This window comes from Pusillimonas sp. NJUB218, from assembly GCF_003788685.1.
Classification (GTDB): domain Bacteria; phylum Pseudomonadota; class Gammaproteobacteria; order Burkholderiales; family Burkholderiaceae_B; genus Neopusillimonas.
On the sequence record NZ_NQMK01000007.1, the window covers coordinates 119655 to 138005 of the forward strand.

Genomic DNA, 18351 nt, shown 5'->3' on the forward strand with positions numbered 1-18351 from the left:
GGTCGCGCGTGCGTGCCGGTTACCGTTTCGGGTTGTCTCAACACGACCAATCACTCACCCTGCAATTCAAGGCGTTGTCGCCGGCCCTGTCGCTCGAAACTCTCGATGCCCGACTGGCTGCTTTAATAGCGTTTCGGCCGGGCGCGCTTCCGCTTCGCCCCGAATGGGCACCAGACCAAACCCTGGCCATGGCGCTGTCAGCCCGCATTTTGCAAGTCGCCGCCGAGCTTCAACGCTCGGTACACTTGCCTGCGTTTGATGCCGGCAAAGTCTTGACGTGCGACCCTATGCCCGACCAGCCTGGGGGCTGGGTCATGACACTGGCGGTGCCGGCCATCGACTACTTTCCGCCCCCCATACTTCATCAACTGTACTCACGTGTGACGACGCTGGTACTGAACTTGGCGAACCCGGCCCACATCCCCGGCAACATTGAACAGCTCTCTAACGAAGTCGACACTGAAATCCGCCTGCCGGCCAGATCCGCAGTCCCGCTCAGCCAGTCCACGTATCATTTGCTGCGCACGGCTCAGGCAGCAGGGATGCCATGGCGACACACTGGCAATGGTATTTTTCAGATAGGTTGGGGCGAACGTCAGACGCGCGTTCGCAGCAGCCAGCTATGGGGCGATACGGCCTTGGGCTGCGAAACAGCCCAACACAAATACTGGGCGGCGCAATGGCTAAGCCAGGCAGGCCTACCCGCCGCCCAACACGGTGTCGCAAACACCGAAGCTCAGGCGTTTGAACTGGCCCGACAGTTGGGCAACAAAGTTGTCATCAAGCCGGTTGATCGAGATCGGGGCGAAGGCATTACCGTGTTGCCTCAGGGCGAAGAAGCCCTACGCCATGCCTTTCTGGCGGCACAAGAGTATTCGCCCCAGGTTCTGGTCGAAGCCTGGGCGCCCGGCGTGTGCCATCGCGTCCTGGTCGTCAAAGACAAAATGGTTTATGCCGTCAAGCGTTTACCCATTGCTGTCGAGGGCGATGGCGTCAACACAATTGCAGACTTGATACGCAGGGCAAACGAAAGGCGCCAGGGCCTGCCTGTATGGCAACGCAAGCCCCCTTTGCCCGACGACACGCAAACACAGGCCTGCTTACAGCTGTACGGTTTATCTTTAAACGATGTATTGCCGACCGGGCAATGGGCACCGCTACGCGATATTGAATCTACTGCCTGGGGCGGTATCGACCTCGAGATGACGGACCGCATTCATCCCGAGAACATTGTCTTAGCCATCCGTGCCGCCCAAGTGTTCGGGCTGACCGCGGCGGGGGTGGACATCATGAGCACCGACATCACACGCCCTTGGTACGAAAACGGCGCCATCATCAACGAGGTCAACGTAGCCCCCCTCTTGGGCGGCGGACCGGCGTCGTTGCGCACCCTACCGGCCCTTATCGCTCATTTGCTACCCAACGGCGCGCATATCCCCATTGACGTGTATTTAGGTGGCCCAGAAGCCCTGCAGGCCGCACAAGAACGGCACGCAACGCTTTGCCAAAGCGGGGTCAATGCGTTTTTGTGCACGCCAGACCAGACGTGGTCAAGCCATCAGAAACTGCTACCAACCCTGCATCAGAACCTGTTCGACAGATGTCTGATCCAACTGGGCAACCCTCACGCCGGTCATTTGGTCGTCGTCATCCAGAACACCGAGTTCCTGACGACCGGCCTGCCCTTCAATCGCTGCGCCACGTTTACTGTCGTCGACGCCCAGAAATGCCAAAGCGCCCAAACGGGCGCCCTGGCATCAGACGAAGAGGTCAGACAATTGCTGTCTTTATTTAGCCCACCTGCACGCGATCAAAGTTCAAGCGCTCCATAATGGGTGCGTCGGAGAAGTGGAATAAATCGAACTGCGTTTCGGCCTGCAACGACCACTGCACCCAAGACGGCACCACGAACAAATCGCCGACATCAAGTTTGTGTGTTTCGCCGTTAAGTACTACTGCGCCACGCCCTTCGAAAACCTGAAATACACTGGAACCGACTTCGCGGCGTGGCGCGCTTTGCGCACCCGCACGCAGGCGGTGAAACTGGGCGCGAATGGTTGGCATAACGTCGCCCCCGGTGGTGGGGTTAACGTAACGTACAGCGGCGTGACCCGGTTCGAACACGCCAGGATATCCCTCTTCTTCAAGGCGAAGCTGCTCGGCCAGAGCGCGATCGGTATGCTCCCAACGATAGGCCCCGATAGGCGAGCTGATGGTGGCCTGCAAGCCCGACAAGGGACGCAAACCTGGGTGACACCACAAACGTTCGCCACGCGAAAACTCGGGCGTGGTTTCGTCTGACAGTTTCTCTGGGCCGAATTCAAAAAAGCCGACGTCATTCTGGTACGAGAACGGGATGTCGAGGCCGTCGATCCAGGCCATCGGTTTGTCGGTAACGTTCTGGTGACCATGGAAATTCCAGCCCGGCGTCAGCAGGAAGTCGCCCCGGCTCATACGCACAGGGTCACCGCTGACGACTGTCCAGACGCCCTCACCTTCGACCACAAAACGGAACGCATTCTGTGCGTGACGGTGCTCGGGTGCCGTTTCTTTAGGGCCCAAATATTGAATGGCAGCCCATAGCGTGGGGCTGACATATGCGCGCCCACCCAAACCAGGGTTGGCCAAACCCAACGCACGACGCTCGCCGCCGCGCCCAACCGGTACCAGGTCGCCAGAGCGCTTGGCTGCTGGATACAACTTGGACCATTTCCACACATGAGGCACCGCCTGAGGTGCGGGGTGCTGCGGCATCAAGGAACCCGTTTGCGTCCAGAGCGGCATGATATGCAACGATTCGAAATCGGCATACAACTGACGCAATTCCGGGGTATCTTCTGGGGCCATGGCGTTGTGGCCGCCGGCGTTATCGGGTTTCATAGATCATTACCTCCTGGTCGATTGGGCAAAGGGTCAAGCCTTTGATTTTAACTGCCACGAACGTCAGGACGGTTATGCCAGGGCATCATGGGGCTTATACAGTGCATTCATATGCTGAATGTTGCCGCCCAACCCGTGGCCTGCACGGCATGCGTTAGATGTAATAGCGTAACGTGGGGTGGCTTGCCTAGAATAAGTCATGGACCACGACCATCATCACCACAACGACCACACCCATCACCATGGCAACAGCCACGGGCACCATCACGACGTCGCACCCGACCGTCTGGGCATCGCTTTTTTGCTCAATTTTTGCTTCACCATCATCGAGCTGATCGGCGGCTGGCTAACTCAAAGTACCGCCATCATGGCCGACGCCGTGCACGACCTGGGCGACAGCCTGGCATTAGGCAGTGCCTGGCTGCTGCAGCGACTGGGTAAACGCAGCAAGGCCACGCTCACGTTTACCTACGGGCTCAAGCGCGCGTCGCTATTCAGCGCCCTGCTCAATGCCATCATTCTTATCATCGCATCAATCTGGGTGCTTTCCGAAGCCATCCATCGTCTCCAGAACCCCATCATGCCAGTAACTGAAGGCATGTTTGCGCTGGCGCTTTTGGGGATTTCGGTCAACGGTTATGCCGCCTACAAACTGCACGGCGGCGAATCATTAAACGAAAAGGTCATGAATTGGCACCTGCTGGAAGACGTGCTGGGCTGGGTCGCCGTACTTATCGTGTCGGTAGTGCTGTATTTCTTTGACTGGCCCATACTCGACCCGCTACTGTCTATCGCGTTTACCCTGTTCATTTTAATAAACGTAGTGCGCATGCTATGGGCCACCGGGCGGCTGTTTTTTCAAGCGACGCCCAACCGGAAGTTACTGCACGATATACAAACCGCCCTACTTGCCCTGCCTCAAACGCAGGGCTTGCATCACCTGCATTTATGGTCGCTAGATGGCGAACACCACGTACTGACGGCACATGTCGTCGTGGGCAACGACCTGTCCATCGATGACTACCAGGTCGTCAAAACGCAATTACACGCCGCACTTGCGCAATTCCGGTTGGCCCACACCACCATCGAAATCGAACTCGACAATGAAAATTGCCGGGATGACGGACATCATCAAGATACCCGCCATCCCGGCGTCAACAGCTAAGCGGCGGTAAATCAGGCCGCGGCGCGAGCGCGCGTCACCTCGGTGCTGAACAGGCTGTCTGCCGATTTATGCAACGCAAAATTGAATTCAATGCGCGCAAACTCCCCTTCCAGACCGTATTTGCTGCCCTCGGCTGGGTCATTGACCATCACAACGGGCGGGACCAGACCTTCACGGGTAGCAAAGGCGAAGTCGTCCCACAGGTAGGGGTCGCCTTCAATATTGATTTGTGTGGTCAGCTTGCGGTGGCCATCGGCCGTCACAAAGAAATGGATGTGTGCCGGACGATTCCCGTGACGACCGACAGCCTTCAGAATTTTGTCGGTTGCCCCGTTGGGCGGCACGCTATAGCCAATGGGCAACACGCTCTGGAAACAGTAACGGCCGTTTTCATCAGTACGGATGCTACGACGCAAATTGAATGCGGGCTGCGATGGGTCAAAATAAGAGTAATTGCCCAAATGGTTGGCGTGCCATACCTCGACCAGTGCGTTGGCCAGCGGTGTCACGCCGTCTTCCGAGAACACCTGTCCATGCATGACCAGGGGCTCACCCACCTCGTCGTCGCCGCACATGCGGGCAAAGCCTTTAGACTCAGGCGCTCCGGCCACGTACAACGGGCCTTCGATCGTGCGCGGGGTAGCATTGGGTGACAAGCCTGCAGCGGCTTCTGCCTCGTCCATCCGGATATCCAGCAAGCGTTCAAAGCCCAGGCCGGCAGCGATCAGGCCAAACTCTTGCGCCCCTGCCCCCAGAAAATTAAGCGCCGTCCAGAACTCGCTGGGCGTCACGTCGAACTCGTCGATGGTATTGAACAGGTCGTGAACAATACGGTTCACAATGGCTTTAACGCGCTCGTCCGCCACGGCCCCTTCAGTGGCTTCAATTTGTTTGATCAGTGCTTCAACAGCTTGTTTACTCATCTTTATCTCCAGATAGACTTCTTGAATTTATCGGTCATCGTCGCGTATGGACGACGGATGGCGGCACAACGCCTCGACTTTGATTTCCATGAACTTGTATAGCGGCAAACCCAACAGAACATCGTGAAGTTCCTGGGCGTTTTCAACATCAAAAATACTGACGTTCGCGTACTGACCGGCCACACGCCAGATATGACGCCACTTACCAGCCTGCTGCAAAGCCTGCGAGTAGGCCTTTTCTTCGCGCTTGATATCGTCGATGAGCGCGGGGTCAGCATCCAGGGGGATATTGACCTGCATATCTACTTTAAAGAGCATGTCTGTTTACCTTGTTTAGTGTTAGGGCTTGCGGGCGTAAAACGCCAGCTTGTCGTCGTCCAGCGTCACGCCCAGCCCCGGGCCTGCCGGCAACTTAAGCGTGAAATCGCTGTAATCAAGCGGTTCGGTCAAAATGTCATCGGTCAACAACAAAGGGCCGAACATTTCGGTTCCCCACTCAAGGCGAGGCATGGTCGAGAACAAATGAGCGGCGGCAATCGTCGACACGGAGCCTTCGAGCATGGTGCCGCCGTAAAGCGAAATATCGGCGGCCTCGGCAATGGCCATCAGGTCGCGCGCCGGCTGAAGCCCACCAGCCTGCTCAATCTTTATGGCGAACACATTGGCGCAGTGCTTGCCCGCCAGCACAAAACCGTCCTGCGGCCCGCGTAACGACTCGTCGGCCATGATCGGCACCCGACCTAAAGCCGTGAGGCGAGCCATACCGTCCAGATTCTTGAAGTGAATCGGCTGCTCCACGAGTTCAACACCAAGATCTGCCAGCGGCTGCAAATAGCGCACCGCCTGGGTTTCACTCCAACCCTGATTCAGATCAACACGAAGACTGATGTCGTCACCCACGGCCTTGCGGATGCTTTCGATATAACTCAGGTCTTCTTTGGGTTCGCGGCGACCGATTTTCAGCTTGAAAATATTGTGGCGTCGCAGGTCAAGCATCTTTTGAGCTTCGGCCACATCAACCGCCGTCTCACCGCTGGCCAGTGTCCAGGCGACAGAAATAGCATCGTGAATACGGCCGCCGAATAAATCGGCAACCGACACGCCCAGACGCTTGGCACGCGCATCGTACAAAGCCGTCTCGATGGCCGAGCGTGCAAAATGATTGTCTTTGATGTTCTTGGCAATCAAGCGCCGCAGTGCCGCAATCTGATTGGCAGGCTGGCCAATAAGCAACGGTCGAAAATAGGTTTCGATATTGGTCTTAATGCTTTCGGGGCTTTCGCCCCCATAGTTCAGGCCCGCAATGGTTGTGGCCTCACCAATACCTTCAACATCATCTGAAGACATTATCCGCACGATAACCATCGACTGCGAACCCATGCTCGCAACCGACATCTTGTGCGGGCGGATAGTAGGGATATCAACAATCAAGCATTTGATATCTATGATAATTGGCGTCATTGAATACCTGTCTGACTCTAAATGCGTGTCGCAGTTTAGAGTGCTGGTATTAACGTCGTCCAATATCTTTTTAGGCCCAACCTATACCCTAAAGGTATTACAAAACAAAGACCATACCGCCTGTTCTTTGCAATTAGGGCGCTTCTTTGGCGGTTTGTTTTGCCAACGCAACTACCTCGCGCAAGATGGGAGACGCACTATCTTTCAGCCAGCTCATCACTATCGGTGAGGTAAATTCAGGCTCGTTCAGTGGAATGAAGACCACATCATCTCGTTGCATGCGCATCACTGTGCTGGGCACCAAGGTAACCCCCAATCCCGCCGCGACCAGGCCAATCGCCGTTTGCATTTCATTGGCTTCAAAAGCGACAGACACACGGTGGTCGCGCTGCTCGAACAAACCAATGACATGGTCGGCATAACTAGGGCGCGGCTTGGCCGGATACAACACGTAAGACAAGTCTGCAATATCATCCAGCGACGCATCCCGGCGCCCGGCCAGCGCATGTTGCGCAGGCACGGCCAGCACCAAGGGCTCTTGAAGCAAAGTCAGACCGTCAATATCCGGGGCATCCAGGGCAATACGGCCAAAGCCGATGTCAATCTGCCCGGCACGCAGCGCCTTTAACTGCTCAACCGTCGTCATTTCGCTCAAACCGATCTCGGCCTGTACGCCCGAGGCACGCATTTTGCGAAACAAGGTTGGACCGAAGCCATACATAATCGACGGCACAAACCCGATGCCAAACCATTTTTTGCCCGATTCCGCGATGCGACGCGTGGCCACCACAACGCCATCAAGACGCGCGGACAACTGCATGGTTTTGTCGAAGAAGAACTTGCCGGCGTCAGTCAGACGTATAGAGCGCCCAAGGCGCTCGAACAACTGAACGCCCAACTCTTCTTCAAGCTGACGGATCTGACGGCTGAGCGGCGGCTGGGCAATGTGCAGCCGCTGCGACGCCTTGGTAAAGCTAAGCTCTTGGGCCACGCACTGAAAATACCGGATCTGCCGCATTTCCATGGTTGTCTCCACCGGATTATTGATGTGTTTCTTTGATTGTAGCGGCGGGCACATGGCGTCGATCTGGCCACATAAGAAAGATGGCCGGGCGCGTAAAGCAAAAAACAAAAGCGCACGATCTTGTCGTGCGCTTCAGGTGCTGGCTTTTGGGGCGTGCCAATAATGGTCGGGGCGAGAGGATTCGAACCTCCGACTCCTACGTCCCGAACGTAGTACTCTACCAGGCTGAGCTACGCCCCGACTTGGACACGGCATTGATTAGCGGTCGCGATTAACCGCAAAACCGCAAAATTGTAGCAAAGATTCTGTGGCCTCGGACGCCGGGAATGCCTGCAATTGCTCACGGGCCTTTTCGGCTTCGGCAATGGCCACCTGACGCGTGTACTCAAGCGCATCGGTATCGTGAATAGCGCGCGCTACAGCTTCGAAATCGGCGTCTCCGGTCCGAATAGCTTCGCGAATCAATTCACGCTGCGCCGCCGTGCCGACCTCCATGGCACGGATCAGGGGCAGCGTAGGCTTGCCCTCGCGCAAGTCGTCGCCCACGTTTTTACCCAAGGCCTGCGCATCGCCCTCGTAATCGAGCACGTCGTCAATCAGTTGAAACGCCGTCCCGATATGTCGACCGTACGCGGCAGCGGCGGCCTCTTGGGTGGCCGAGGCCCCAGCTACGATGGCACCCACCTGAGTGGAGGCTTCGAACAGCTTGGCCGTTTTGTACTGCACCACCTGCAAATAGCGATCGAAGGAGACGTCGGGGTCGTGCACGTTGAGCAATTGCAGCACCTCGCCTTCGGCAATGATGGTGGTGGCCTGCGAAAACACCTGCATGACGCGCATGGAATCGGCTTCGACCATCATTTCGAAAGAGCGCGAATAAAGATAGTCGCCCACCAGCACGCTGGCGGCATTGCCAAACACGGCATTGGCCGTACTGCGGCCGCGCCGCATGTCTGACTCATCGACGACATCGTCGTGCAACAACGTAGAGGTATGAATGAACTCGACCACCGCAGCAAGCAAATGGTGCAAGGTGCCGTTGTAGCCCAGCGCCCGGGCAACCATAAGCAACATGGCGGGGCGCATACGCTTGCCGCCGGCTTGGATGATGTAATCGCCCACCGTGCGGATAAGCACCACCTCGGAATTAAGCCGCTCGCGGATGACCGCGTCGACCGATTTCATGTCGTTGGCAATGGGCGTAAACAGTTCAGCGATATTCAAGGTGGACTCGTGTTCAGCAGAATCTTGGGGGCAAAGGCCAGCCCCTGATTATACGTTCTGCACGGACCGACCCGCATGAGCCCGCAAAAAATTGGCGATAATGCGCCATGGTTCGCCAACGATTTCCGGAGAAAAACTGTGAGTGCTGTAGATTTGACCACGCTGATCACCCGGGCCGAGCGGGTACTGGCCCAGCTTGAAGCCTGGCTGCCCCCCGCCCCGCCCGCCATCAACTGGGACGCCCGCGCCTACCGCTGGCGACGCCAAGGCGCACAAGGCTGGCTCGAAGCCATCAAGCATGTCTCGCACATCCAGCCCGAAGACCTACAACACATCGAAGAACAAAAAGCCATTATCGAACGCAACACCCAGCATTTCCTGCAGGGCAAGCCGGCAAACAATGTGCTGATGACGGGTGCGCGCGGCACGGGCAAAAGCTCTTTGGTCAAAGCCATGCTGGCCGCCTATAGCGAACAGGGGCTACGGCTCATTGAAGTAGACAAGGCGCACTTGGGCGATCTGGGCGACATCGTCGATCTGGTCAGCGCACGACCCGAAAAATTCATTATCTTCTGCGACGACTTGTCGTTTGAAGAAGGTGAGGGTGGCTACAAAGCACTCAAATCGGTACTCGACGGGTCGATCAGCGCGTCCGGAGACAACGTCCTCATTTACGCCACGTCCAATCGCCGTCACCTGATGCCCGAGTACATGAGCGAAAACCTGACGGCCAAGCATCAGCCCGACGGCGAAGTTCACCCCGGCGAAACCGTCGAGGAAAAGATCTCTTTGTCTGAGCGATTCGGCATCTGGGTCTCGTTCCGGCCATTCCGCCAAGACGATTATCTGGACATTGTTTACTACTGGCTGAAAGAACTGGGTTGCCCACAAGCCGACATCGAAGCCTCACGCACCGAAGCGCTGCAATGGGCGCTGGGCCGCGGGTCACGCTCGGGTCGCGTGGCACGCCAATTTGCGCAAGACTGGGCGGCGCGACATGTCTAAGCCGTTTGTCGATGTCGCCGCGGGGCTAATCCTGAAGCCCGATGGTGCTTTATTGCTGGGCCAACGCCCCGAAGGCAAGCCTTGGTCGGGGTGGTGGGAGCTGCCTGGCGGCAAGATCGAGCCCGGCGAGACGGTGCTACAGGCGCTCGCACGCGAACTGAAAGAAGAACTGGATATTGAAGTCACCCAGGCCACACCCTGGGTCACCTACATCCACGAATACCCTAAAAATATTGTTCGACTGGCCTTTTGCAAAGTCACTGGCTGGGAGGGCTCGCCCCAAGGCATCGAAGGCCAGCAACTGGCCTGGGTCGACCCGCAAGGCCATATCGATGTGGGACCGCTATTGCCAGCCACCGAACCACCCTTGCGCTGGCTGCGGTTGCCGCAACAGTATCTGCTAACGTCCATCGGCAACCCCGAGAACCTCGACGGCTTTCTGGAAAGGCTTGAGCGCAGCCTGAAGACAGGCGTGGGTATGGTGCAGTTTCGTGAACCCGAGTGGGCAGCAAAATCCGCCCTGGCCTCATCGCTGGAGGCCGCGTTCCGCGCCGTGTTGGGAGTATGCCGCCGCTACAACGTGCCCTGCCTGGTTAACAGCGCGCACCCCGCCGACTGGTGGGCCGACGCCGACGGCGTGCAGGTGCGCAGCGCTGACGCAAAAACATTTACCCGGACATTACCTGCCGAAAAATGGGTTGGCGTGTCGGCGCACAGCACAGAAGAGCTTGCCCGTGCGCAACCGATTGGCGCCGACTTTGCCGTGCTGGGCCATGTGTTACCCACCACCTCGCACCCCGGGCAGCCCGCGTTGGGCTGGGAGGCATTCGAAACCATCGCGCAAACAGCCGGCGTACCCGTTTATGCGATTGGGGGGCAATCGCCGGAAACACTGCTCACGGCTCAACAGCACGGCGCCCACGGCATTGCGGCCATTCAGGGTTTGCTGACCACTTAACACCAGGCCAATAAAGCCTTCGCCCCCGATTTCAGGCTCGGACCTGTACGCTGCCCTTTTACCGCGCCGCCGTCTCGGGGGTGATAACTTCGATCGCTGTGTCTTGAGGCGTATCGACCTGCCAGCCCCCTCCCAATGCAGCCATCAGTTGCACACTGGCAATCAGGCGATCAGCCCCCAAAGAAATTGCCTCACGCTCGGCGCTAAGCGCCGAGGTTTCCACCTGCACTACGCTCAAATAATCGATCAGGCCCGCCTCATACTGGTTTCGCGTCAGGCGCAAAGACTCTCGCGCAGCGGCTAACGCACGGCCTTGCGACACCTGCTCGCGCCCTAATCCCGAAATGGCCACCAGATAATCCTCAACCTCCTGCAAGGCGGTCAATACGGTTTGACGATATGCAGCCACGTCCGCGTCGTACTGGGCACGTGCCTGATCGACCCGGGCACTGCGCGTGCCACCGTCGAACAACGTCATGGCCAAGGCCGGCCCCACCGACCAGAAGCTGAACGGTGCCGTCAGCCACTGCGCCCACTGCCCGCTTCTGAAACCACCTTGGGCAGACAGGGTCAAATCGGGGAACCAGGCCGACTGAGCGACCCCGATCTCGGCGTTGGCTGCAGCCACACGCCGCTCCGCCGCAGCCACGTCGGGACGGCGCTCGAGCAATTGCGAAGGCAAGCCCGCAGGCACGCTCGGCACATCGACCAGCACTCGCGCCTCTGCCAACTGAAACGCAGACGGCGCTTTGCCCAGCAGCACCGCCAAGGCGTGCTCTAACTGAGCGCGCTGGCGATCAAGCGCCAAGCGTTGCGTCAGGGCGTTTTCCAGTTGCACCTGCGCGGACGACACATCGAGCTGGGACGCAACGCCTGCATCGTAGCGATTGCGCGTCATTTGCAACGATCGCTCGTACGCGGTAATGGTCTGATCCAGCAAGCGGCGCTCGGCATCGTAGGCGCGAACCCGAAAGTACGTTTGAGCCAGCGTCGACTGCACGCTCAGACGTGTCCCAGCCAGCTCGGCCGATGACGCCTGAACCTGCGCGCGATCTGCTTCGACCGTGCGGCGAATACGCCCCCACAAGTCGGCCTCCCAGGTCACACTTCCGCCCAGGTTGTATTGTCGTGTGGCATCGGCCTGCCCGGTACGCGACCGCGTCACGCCGGCGTCGACACCCAGCACCGGAAAGAACAAGGCGCCGCTGGCACGCAGCAACGCCTGAGCCTGCCGATATTGAGCCTCAACCTGCGCAATAGTCTGGTTAGACACCAAGACGTCCTGCATCAGTTGATCGAGCACCGGATCGTTGAATAGCCGCCACCAGTCGGCCCGCAACGCCTCGTCGGCTGGCCGGACGGGCGTCCAGCCCTCCACCGCACGATACTGGACACCAACATCGACAGCAGGCCGTTGGTAATCGGGGCCCACCGCACAACCCGCCAACGTCAACGCAGACAGCGCCAACCCCAAACTTCGAAGACAACGTTCCGCTCTTGTCATACGGCACTACCCTTGATTATTTTGCCGCAAAGCGCGGCGATTCAGCGACCACCAGCGCAGCCGGTCAAGATATAAGTACACAACAGGCGTTGTATACAAGGTCAAAATCTGGCTCAGGATCAGGCCACCCACAATAGTGATACCCAGGGGTTGGCGCAGCTCTACACCTGCCCCGGTCGCAAACACAAGCGGTACCGCCCCAAACAACGCCGATAACGTCGTCATCATGATTGGCCGAAACCGGATCAAACATGCCTGATAGATAGCTTCACGCGGCGACAAACCTTGCTCGCGCTCGGCGTGCAGCGCAAAATCGACCATCATGATGGCATTCTTCTTGACGATGCCGATCAGGAGAAAAACGCCGATCAGCGCAATCAGCGAAAACTCCATGCCCACCATCATCAACGCCAGTAAGGCACCGATGCCGGCAGAGGGCAAAGTAGACAGGATCGTCAACGGGTGAATGTAGCTCTCGTAAAGCATGCCCAACACAATGTACATGGTGACAAGCGCAGCCAGAATCAGCCAGGGTTGCTGGGCAAGCGATTCCTGCAAGGCTTGGGCATTACCCTGAAACGACGCTTGAATTTCCTGGGTAGGCAAGCCTATGCGCGCAACCGCCGCTTCAATCGCCTGAGTGGCCTGATCAAGCGACACGCCGGGTGCCAGACTGAACGACACCGACTCTTCGGCAAACAATCCGGCATGGCGCACGCTAAGCGGGGCCGTGCCGATCTTGAAGGTTGTAAAGGCCGATAACGGAATTCGATTTCCGTCGGCGGTAACCACCTGAACTCGTTTCAACGACTCTGCATCTTCTGCGTATCTGGGATCAACCGCCATGACGACGCGGTACTGGTTAAGCGGTTCGTAAATCACTGACACCTGACGCTGGCTGAATGAATTGTTCAACGTACTGGCAATCAACGCCATATCCACGCCCAAACGGGTAGCCGCATCGCGATCAATCACTAACTCAACCCGACGGCCCTTGTCTTCAATATCGCTGTCAACGTCGACCAACTCGGGTAAGCCGGCCAGCGCACGCTGCACCTGCGGCAACCAGGTTTTCAGCAGATCAAGGTCACTACCCATCAACGAGTACTCGTAGGACGAGAGCCCCTGGCGCCCCCCAACGCGGATATCTTGTTGCGGCACCAGAAAAAGCCGCGCCCCGGGTTCTCGCATGAAACGCCCCCGAAGTCGGTTGACGACGTCGTTTGCACTCACATTGCGCTGGTCGACTGGCTTGAGTTGAATAAGCAAGAAGCTGGAGTTACTGCCACCACGACCGCCAGCAAACCCGGTCACGCTGTCAACCGCGGGATCTTTTAAAAGCTCGTTGCGAAATTTTTCGAGCTTGGGAAGCAACGACTGAAATGACGTACCCTGGTCGGTTCGGAAAAACCCCAACAGTTGGCCGGTATCTTGCTGCGGGAAGAAACCTTTGGGTACCACGGTGTACAAATAGACGTTAAGGCCCACCGTAGCCACAAGCACCAGCAACATCAATCGACTGTGGGCCAGCGCCCAGTCGAGCGATCGGCGATACCAGCGACCTGAAACGGCGCCGACACAGTCCAAAAATCGCCGGCCAGGCCCATCGGCGGGCTTTGACCCGGGTGCCGCCGGCTTAAGCAAACGCGCGCACATCATGGGCGTGAGAATCAGCGACAACAGCAATGACACCAGAATGGCCGCCGACAAGGTAATGGCAAATTCTCGGAACAAACGACCCACTACGCCCGACATCAGCAAGATAGGGATGAACACCGCTACCAGAGACAGGCTCATCGCGACTACCGTGAATCCGACCTCTTGCACGCCACGTATCGCGGCACGCACCGGGCTGTAACCCCGCTCGATATACCGCATAATATTTTCAAGCACCACAATGGCATCATCGACCACAAAACCGGTCGCTACGATCAGTGCCATCAGCGACATGGTGTTCAACGTAAAGCCAAACGCCCACATCAGGGTAAAGGTGGTCACCAACGACGCCGGCACCACAATACTGGGAATAAGCGCTGCCCGTGCATTACGCAAAAACAGCAATACCACCCACACCACCAATACGATGGCGATAATGAGCGTCAGACGCGCTTCGGCCAGCGACGCACGAATGCTGGGGGTACGGTCCTGGGCCACCGTCACATTGACCTGAGCCGGCACCATGCTTTGAAACGCCGGCATCAAATCATGAATTGCATCTACCGTCTCAATAATGTTGGCGTCGGGTTGCCGGCGAATAATCAACAACACAGCTTTGCTATCGTTGTAAAACCCAACGTTGAAAATTTCTTCCACACCATCTTCAACCGTAGCCACATCCTGAAGCCGAATCGGCGCACCATCACGCCAGGCCACAATCAGCGGCCTGTACTGCTCGGCGCGATCCATTTGCGGGCCCGTACCGATCTGCCAGTGGTAATCATCGTTTTCAATCACCCCGTTCGGGCGTACGACATTGGCATTGGCCAGGGCACTGCGCACCTCGTCAAGAGCTACGCCAGCCGCCACCAAAGCCTGTGGGTTCAAACTGATTTTGACGGCAGGCAACGAACTGCCGCCTACGCTGACCTCCCCCACGCCCGGCACCTGCGCCAATTTTTGGGCCAGCACCGTTGAAGCCAGATCGTAAAGCTGTCCCTGCGTATAGGTGTCTGACGTAAGCGCCAGAACCATAATGGGCGACGACGCGGGGTTGACCTTGTTATAGGTCGGGTTATCGCGCAGGCCCGAGGGCAACGAGCCACGCGCCGCATTGATGGCTGCTTGTACATCACGCGCCGCGCTGTTGATATCGCGATTCAGATCAAAGACCAGTGAAATTCGCGTCGAGCCTTCGGTGCTGCGCGAGGTCATTTCAGTCACGCCGGCAATCGAGCCCAAGGCCTGCTCGAGCGGCATGGCGACACTAGACGCCATGGTCTCGGGGCTGGCTCCCGCCATACGAGCGGTGACGGAAATCATGGGGTAATCGACCTGAGGCAATGGCGCCACCGGCAGCACCCGCAGTGCCAAAGCGCCGGCCAGCACCATCGCCAGACAAACCAGCGTTGTGCCCACAGGGCGGACAATAAAGGCCGCCAGCCACCTCATGCGGAATCTCCGGTTGCCGCGTTTTGTGCGGCACCACGCCAACGTCGTGCCAGGCGGTCAAACATCAAGTAAATGACCGGCGTCGTAAAGAGCGTGAGCAACTGGCTGCAAATCAAGCCGCCCACCATAACCAGCCCCAATGGCTGCCGCAGCTCGGAACCCGCACCCGTCGCCAACATCAGGGGAATTGCACTGAATAATGCCGCCAGCGTCGTCATGAGAATCGGACGAAAACGCAACAGAGCCGCCTCACGGATGGCCTCGACGGGTGAAAGGCCTCGCCCTCGCTCGGCCTCGAGCGCAAAGTCGATCATCATGATGGCGTTCTTTTTGACAATGCCAATCAACAAAATGATGCCGATCACCCCGATCATGTCGAGCGCCTTGCCGGTCAACAATAACGCCAGCAGCGCCCCAACCGTAGCCGACGGCAAGGTCGACAAAATAGTGATGGGATGAATATAGCTTTCATACAAGATGCCCAGCACGATGTACATGGCGACCACCGCGGCCAGCATCAACCAAAGCGTGCTGCTCAACGACGCCTCGAAAGCACGCGCAGCGCCCTGAAAGCGCAATTCGGTCGACGCAGGCACGCCGATACTCTGATAGGTACGCTCGATCGCGGCAACTGCATCCGACAGCGCCACACCCTCGGGCAAATTGAACGACACCGTCACCGCCGGAAACTGGTCAAGACGACCCACCGAAAGCAGGCTGTCGACCTGGCTGACCTTGACCAGCCCCGTTAGCGGCACCGTGCCCCCGGACGTGGTCTGCACATAGATATGATCAAGGGCAGAAGGATCCTGACGATACTGGGGGGCCACTTCCAACACAACGCGATACTGGGCGGACTGCGTAAAAATCGTCGAAATCTGACGCTGCCCGAACGCGTCGTAGAGCGCCTCGCTGATGGCCGATAACGTAACACCGACACGTGCGGCCGCATCGCGATCGACAGTTAGCGTGGTCTGCAAGCCACGGGTTTGCAAGTCGTCGGTAACATCTGCCAGTTCGGGCTGTTCAGCCAAAGCGTCCACAAACTTTGGCACCCAATCGTAAAGCACCGAGGGCTCGGGGTCTGACAATGACAGCTGATACTGGGTACGACTGACACGATCGTCGATGGTCAGGTCTTGAACCGGCTGCATAAACACCTCAAGCCCCGACACCGCTTTCAATTGCTCTTGTAAACGCTGAATAATGGCCTGAGCATTGTCGCTGCGCTCGGCCAAGGGGCGCAGGGCAATCTGCATGCGGCCAGTGTTAAGCGTCACGTTGGTACCGTCTACGCCAATAAACGAAGTCACCTGCTCCACATCCGGGTCTTCGACAATAATTCGCGCGGCCTCTTGCTGAAGACGCGACATCCCGCCAAAAGAAATAGATTGCTCACCCTGACTGATCGCTTGAATCAAACCCGTATCTTGTTGCGGGAAAAACCCCTTGGGCACCCACACATACAACAAGACTGTGACTAGCAAAGTACCCAGCGCGACCCACAGCGTGGTGCGCTGATGCGATAACACCCAAACCAGTCCGCGGTCATAACCCCTTATCAGGCCGTCGATCCATCGCCCAAGACGCTGCTGCAATGGCCCCAAATCGGCTTCAGACTCGGCGCGCAACAGGCGTGCACACATCATGGGCGTGAGGGTTAGCGAAATGACCAGCGACAGCAAAATAGCCACCGCCAACGTAATGGCAAACTCACTGAACAGGCGACCGATGACATCACTCATGAACAGCAGCGGAATCAAGACGGCCACCAACGACAGCGTCAACGACACCAGCGTAAATCCGATCTGCGCCGCCCCCTTCAGAGCCGCTTGAAGCGGCGACAAACCTTCTTCAAGATGACGCGCGATGTTCTCGATCATGACAATGGCATCGTCGACCACAAACCCGGTGGCAATGGTCAGGGCCATCAGGGTCAGATTATTAATACTGAAGCCCACCAAGTACATGATGGCAAACGTACCTACCAACGACAGCGGCACCACGACGCTGGGTATAAAAGTGGCCGTCCAGGTGCGCAAAAAGACGAATGTCACCAACACCACCAGCGTGATCGCCAGCACCATCTCGGTCTGCACATGGCGCACTGCTTCGCGAATGGTCTGGGTACGGTCTGAAGCCACGGCAACATCTACACCTGCCGGCAACCCCTGGCGCAATTCGGGCAATAACGCCTTGACCCGATCTACGACCTGAATCACGTTAGCGCCGGGCTGACGCTGGATATTGAGCAAAATGGCCGGTGTTGTGCCTACCCAGGCCGCCTGTCGGATATTCTCGGCATCACGCACCACTTGCGCCACATCACCCAGTCGCAATGCCCCCTGGTTTTCATACGCCAGAATAAGGGCCTCATAATCTTCCGGAGACCGCAACTGATCGTTTGCATTAATGGTTGTCGAACGCTCGGGGCCATCAAGATTGCCCTTGGGCTGATTCACGTTGGCCGACACAATGGCACTACGCACCGATGACAAGGTCAGACTATGCGACGACAAGGCCTGCGGGTCGACCTGCACCCGTACCGCCGGCCGTTGCCCGCCCGCAATACTAACCAGCCCTACCCCCGAAATTTGCGATAATTTTTGGGCAACACGCAAATCGATCAGGTCGCGCACCTGGTACAAGGGCAGCGTGGGCGAAGTAATGGCCAGACTAATCACGGCCGTGTCTGCCGGATTCACCTTGTTGTATACCGGCGGTGCGGGCAGATCGTTAGGCAGCAAATTTGACGCCGCATTAATGGCCGCCTGCACCTCTTGTTCGGCAACATCCAGCGGCACATCAAGGCCAAACTGCAACGTAATTTGCGATGCCCCGCCGGAACTCGTCGAGGACATTTGGGTTAGCCCCGACATCTGTCCGAACTGCCGCTCGAGCGGCGACGTGACCAACGCAGTCATGACGTCGGGGCTGGCCCCCGGATACAAGGTTGACACTTGAATGGTCGGGTAATCAACCTCTGGCAAGGCCGAAACCGGCAACATGCGGTAGGCCAGGATACCGGCAATCAACAAGGCAACCATGGCCAGTGTTGTGGCCACCGGGCGCAAAATAAATTGGCGTGACAGGTTCACG

At 57.7% G+C, this 18351-nt stretch carries 13 protein-coding genes and 1 tRNA gene; 4 read left to right on the top strand and 10 right to left on the bottom strand.

The genetic code is table 11. The annotated features are described in order from the left end of the window. The first annotated feature begins 8 nt into the window (after positions 1-8). Positions 9-1832, top strand: coding sequence for a hypothetical protein (locus CHR62_RS10420; protein WP_123660890.1), 1824 nt, complete (start codon positions 9-11; stop codon positions 1830-1832). On the opposite strand, the gene CHR62_RS10425 is transcribed toward CHR62_RS10420, so the two are convergent. Continuing rightward, entirely contained in the window at positions 1792-2880 is a 1089-nt protein-coding gene (locus tag CHR62_RS10425; RefSeq protein WP_199722927.1) for a cupin domain-containing protein, read from the bottom strand. The genes CHR62_RS10420 and CHR62_RS10425 overlap by 41 nt on opposite strands. Before the next feature lie 199 nt (positions 2881-3079). On the opposite strand from CHR62_RS10425, the gene CHR62_RS10430 reads away from it, so the two are divergent. Next, positions 3080-4045 carry a cation diffusion facilitator family transporter gene (locus tag CHR62_RS10430; RefSeq protein WP_123660891.1) on the top strand — a complete coding sequence of 322 codons (966 nt, stop codon included), beginning with the start codon at positions 3080-3082 and terminating at the stop codon, positions 4043-4045. Between the two features lie 11 nt (positions 4046-4056). Here the strand turns inward: CHR62_RS10430 and catA are convergent, their stop codons facing one another. The 6 genes from catA to CHR62_RS10460 form a co-directional block, all read right to left on the bottom strand. Beyond that, positions 4057-4968 carry a catechol 1,2-dioxygenase gene (catA, locus tag CHR62_RS10435; protein WP_093969473.1) on the bottom strand — a complete coding sequence of 304 codons (912 nt, stop codon included), beginning with the start codon at positions 4966-4968 and terminating at the stop codon, positions 4057-4059. A 27-nt stretch (positions 4969-4995) separates the two neighbouring features. Beyond that, positions 4996-5286 (bottom strand): muconolactone Delta-isomerase, encoded by a 291-nt coding sequence (catC, locus tag CHR62_RS10440; protein WP_123660892.1) that lies wholly within the window; start codon positions 5284-5286, stop codon positions 4996-4998. A 21-nt stretch (positions 5287-5307) separates the two neighbouring features. Beyond that, on the bottom strand, positions 5308-6429 hold the full coding sequence (locus CHR62_RS10445) for a muconate/chloromuconate family cycloisomerase (protein ID WP_123660893.1): 1122 nt from the start codon (positions 6427-6429) through the stop codon (positions 5308-5310). A gap of 133 nt (positions 6430-6562) precedes the next feature. Beyond that, positions 6563-7453: a LysR family transcriptional regulator gene (locus CHR62_RS10450; RefSeq protein WP_123660894.1), complete on the bottom strand. Its 891-nt coding sequence runs from the start codon at positions 7451-7453 to the stop codon at positions 6563-6565. Between the two features lie 163 nt (positions 7454-7616). Continuing rightward, positions 7617-7693, bottom strand: a tRNA-Pro gene (locus tag CHR62_RS10455). A gap of 18 nt (positions 7694-7711) precedes the next feature. Then, the gene (locus CHR62_RS10460; protein WP_123660895.1) at positions 7712-8677 is read right to left on the bottom strand and encodes a polyprenyl synthetase family protein; all 966 of its coding nucleotides are present in this window, start codon (positions 8675-8677) and stop codon (positions 7712-7714) included. 138 nt (positions 8678-8815) lie between these two features. Here CHR62_RS10460 and CHR62_RS10465 point away from each other — a divergent pair, with 138 nt between their 5' ends. Beyond that, positions 8816-9682: an ATP-binding protein gene (locus CHR62_RS10465; RefSeq protein ID WP_093969585.1), complete on the top strand. Its 867-nt coding sequence runs from the start codon at positions 8816-8818 to the stop codon at positions 9680-9682. Next, the gene (locus tag CHR62_RS10470) at positions 9675-10640 is read left to right on the top strand and encodes a Nudix family hydrolase (RefSeq protein WP_123660896.1); all 966 of its coding nucleotides are present in this window, start codon (positions 9675-9677) and stop codon (positions 10638-10640) included. Before CHR62_RS10465 ends, CHR62_RS10470 begins: the two co-directional genes overlap by 8 nt. Positions 10641-10698: 58 nt before the next feature. Here the strand turns inward: CHR62_RS10470 and CHR62_RS10475 are convergent, their stop codons facing one another. The 3 genes from CHR62_RS10475 to CHR62_RS10485 are packed head-to-tail and all read right to left on the bottom strand — an operon-like array spanning position 10699 to position 18350. Continuing rightward, positions 10699-12144 carry an efflux transporter outer membrane subunit gene (locus tag CHR62_RS10475; RefSeq protein WP_093969479.1) on the bottom strand — a complete coding sequence of 482 codons (1446 nt, stop codon included), beginning with the start codon at positions 12142-12144 and terminating at the stop codon, positions 10699-10701. Positions 12145-12150: 6 nt separating this feature from the next. Further along, positions 12151-15252, bottom strand: a complete 3102-nt coding sequence (locus CHR62_RS10480; RefSeq protein WP_123660897.1) for an efflux RND transporter permease subunit — start codon at positions 15250-15252, stop codon at positions 12151-12153. After that, positions 15249-18350 carry a multidrug efflux RND transporter permease subunit gene (locus CHR62_RS10485; protein WP_123660898.1) on the bottom strand — a complete coding sequence of 1034 codons (3102 nt, stop codon included), beginning with the start codon at positions 18348-18350 and terminating at the stop codon, positions 15249-15251. Before CHR62_RS10485 ends, CHR62_RS10480 begins: the two co-directional genes overlap by 4 nt. Position 18351: the final 1 nt, after the last annotated feature.

Excerpts from the sequence above, each read along its gene's own strand:
- catA (WP_093969473.1), bottom strand. The coding sequence starts at position 4,968 with ATGAGTAAACAAGCTGTTGAAGCACTGATCAAACAAATTGAAGCCACT.
- CHR62_RS10450 (WP_123660894.1), bottom strand. The coding sequence starts at position 7,453 with ATGGAAATGCGGCAGATCCGGTATTTTCAGTGCGTGGCCCAAGAGCTT.
- CHR62_RS10430 (WP_123660891.1), top strand. The coding sequence starts at position 3,080 with ATGGACCACGACCATCATCACCACAACGACCACACCCATCACCATGGC.
- catC (WP_123660892.1), bottom strand. The coding sequence starts at position 5,286 with ATGCTCTTTAAAGTAGATATGCAGGTCAATATCCCCCTGGATGCTGAC.
- CHR62_RS10470 (WP_123660896.1), top strand. The coding sequence starts at position 9,675 with ATGTCTAAGCCGTTTGTCGATGTCGCCGCGGGGCTAATCCTGAAGCCC.
- CHR62_RS10475 (WP_093969479.1), bottom strand. The coding sequence starts at position 12,144 with ATGACAAGAGCGGAACGTTGTCTTCGAAGTTTGGGGTTGGCGCTGTCT.
- CHR62_RS10425 (WP_199722927.1), bottom strand. The coding sequence starts at position 2,880 with ATGAAACCCGATAACGCCGGCGGCCACAACGCCATGGCCCCAGAAGAT.
- CHR62_RS10480 (WP_123660897.1), bottom strand. The coding sequence starts at position 15,252 with ATGAGGTGGCTGGCGGCCTTTATTGTCCGCCCTGTGGGCACAACGCTG.
- CHR62_RS10445 (WP_123660893.1), bottom strand. The coding sequence starts at position 6,429 with ATGACGCCAATTATCATAGATATCAAATGCTTGATTGTTGATATCCCT.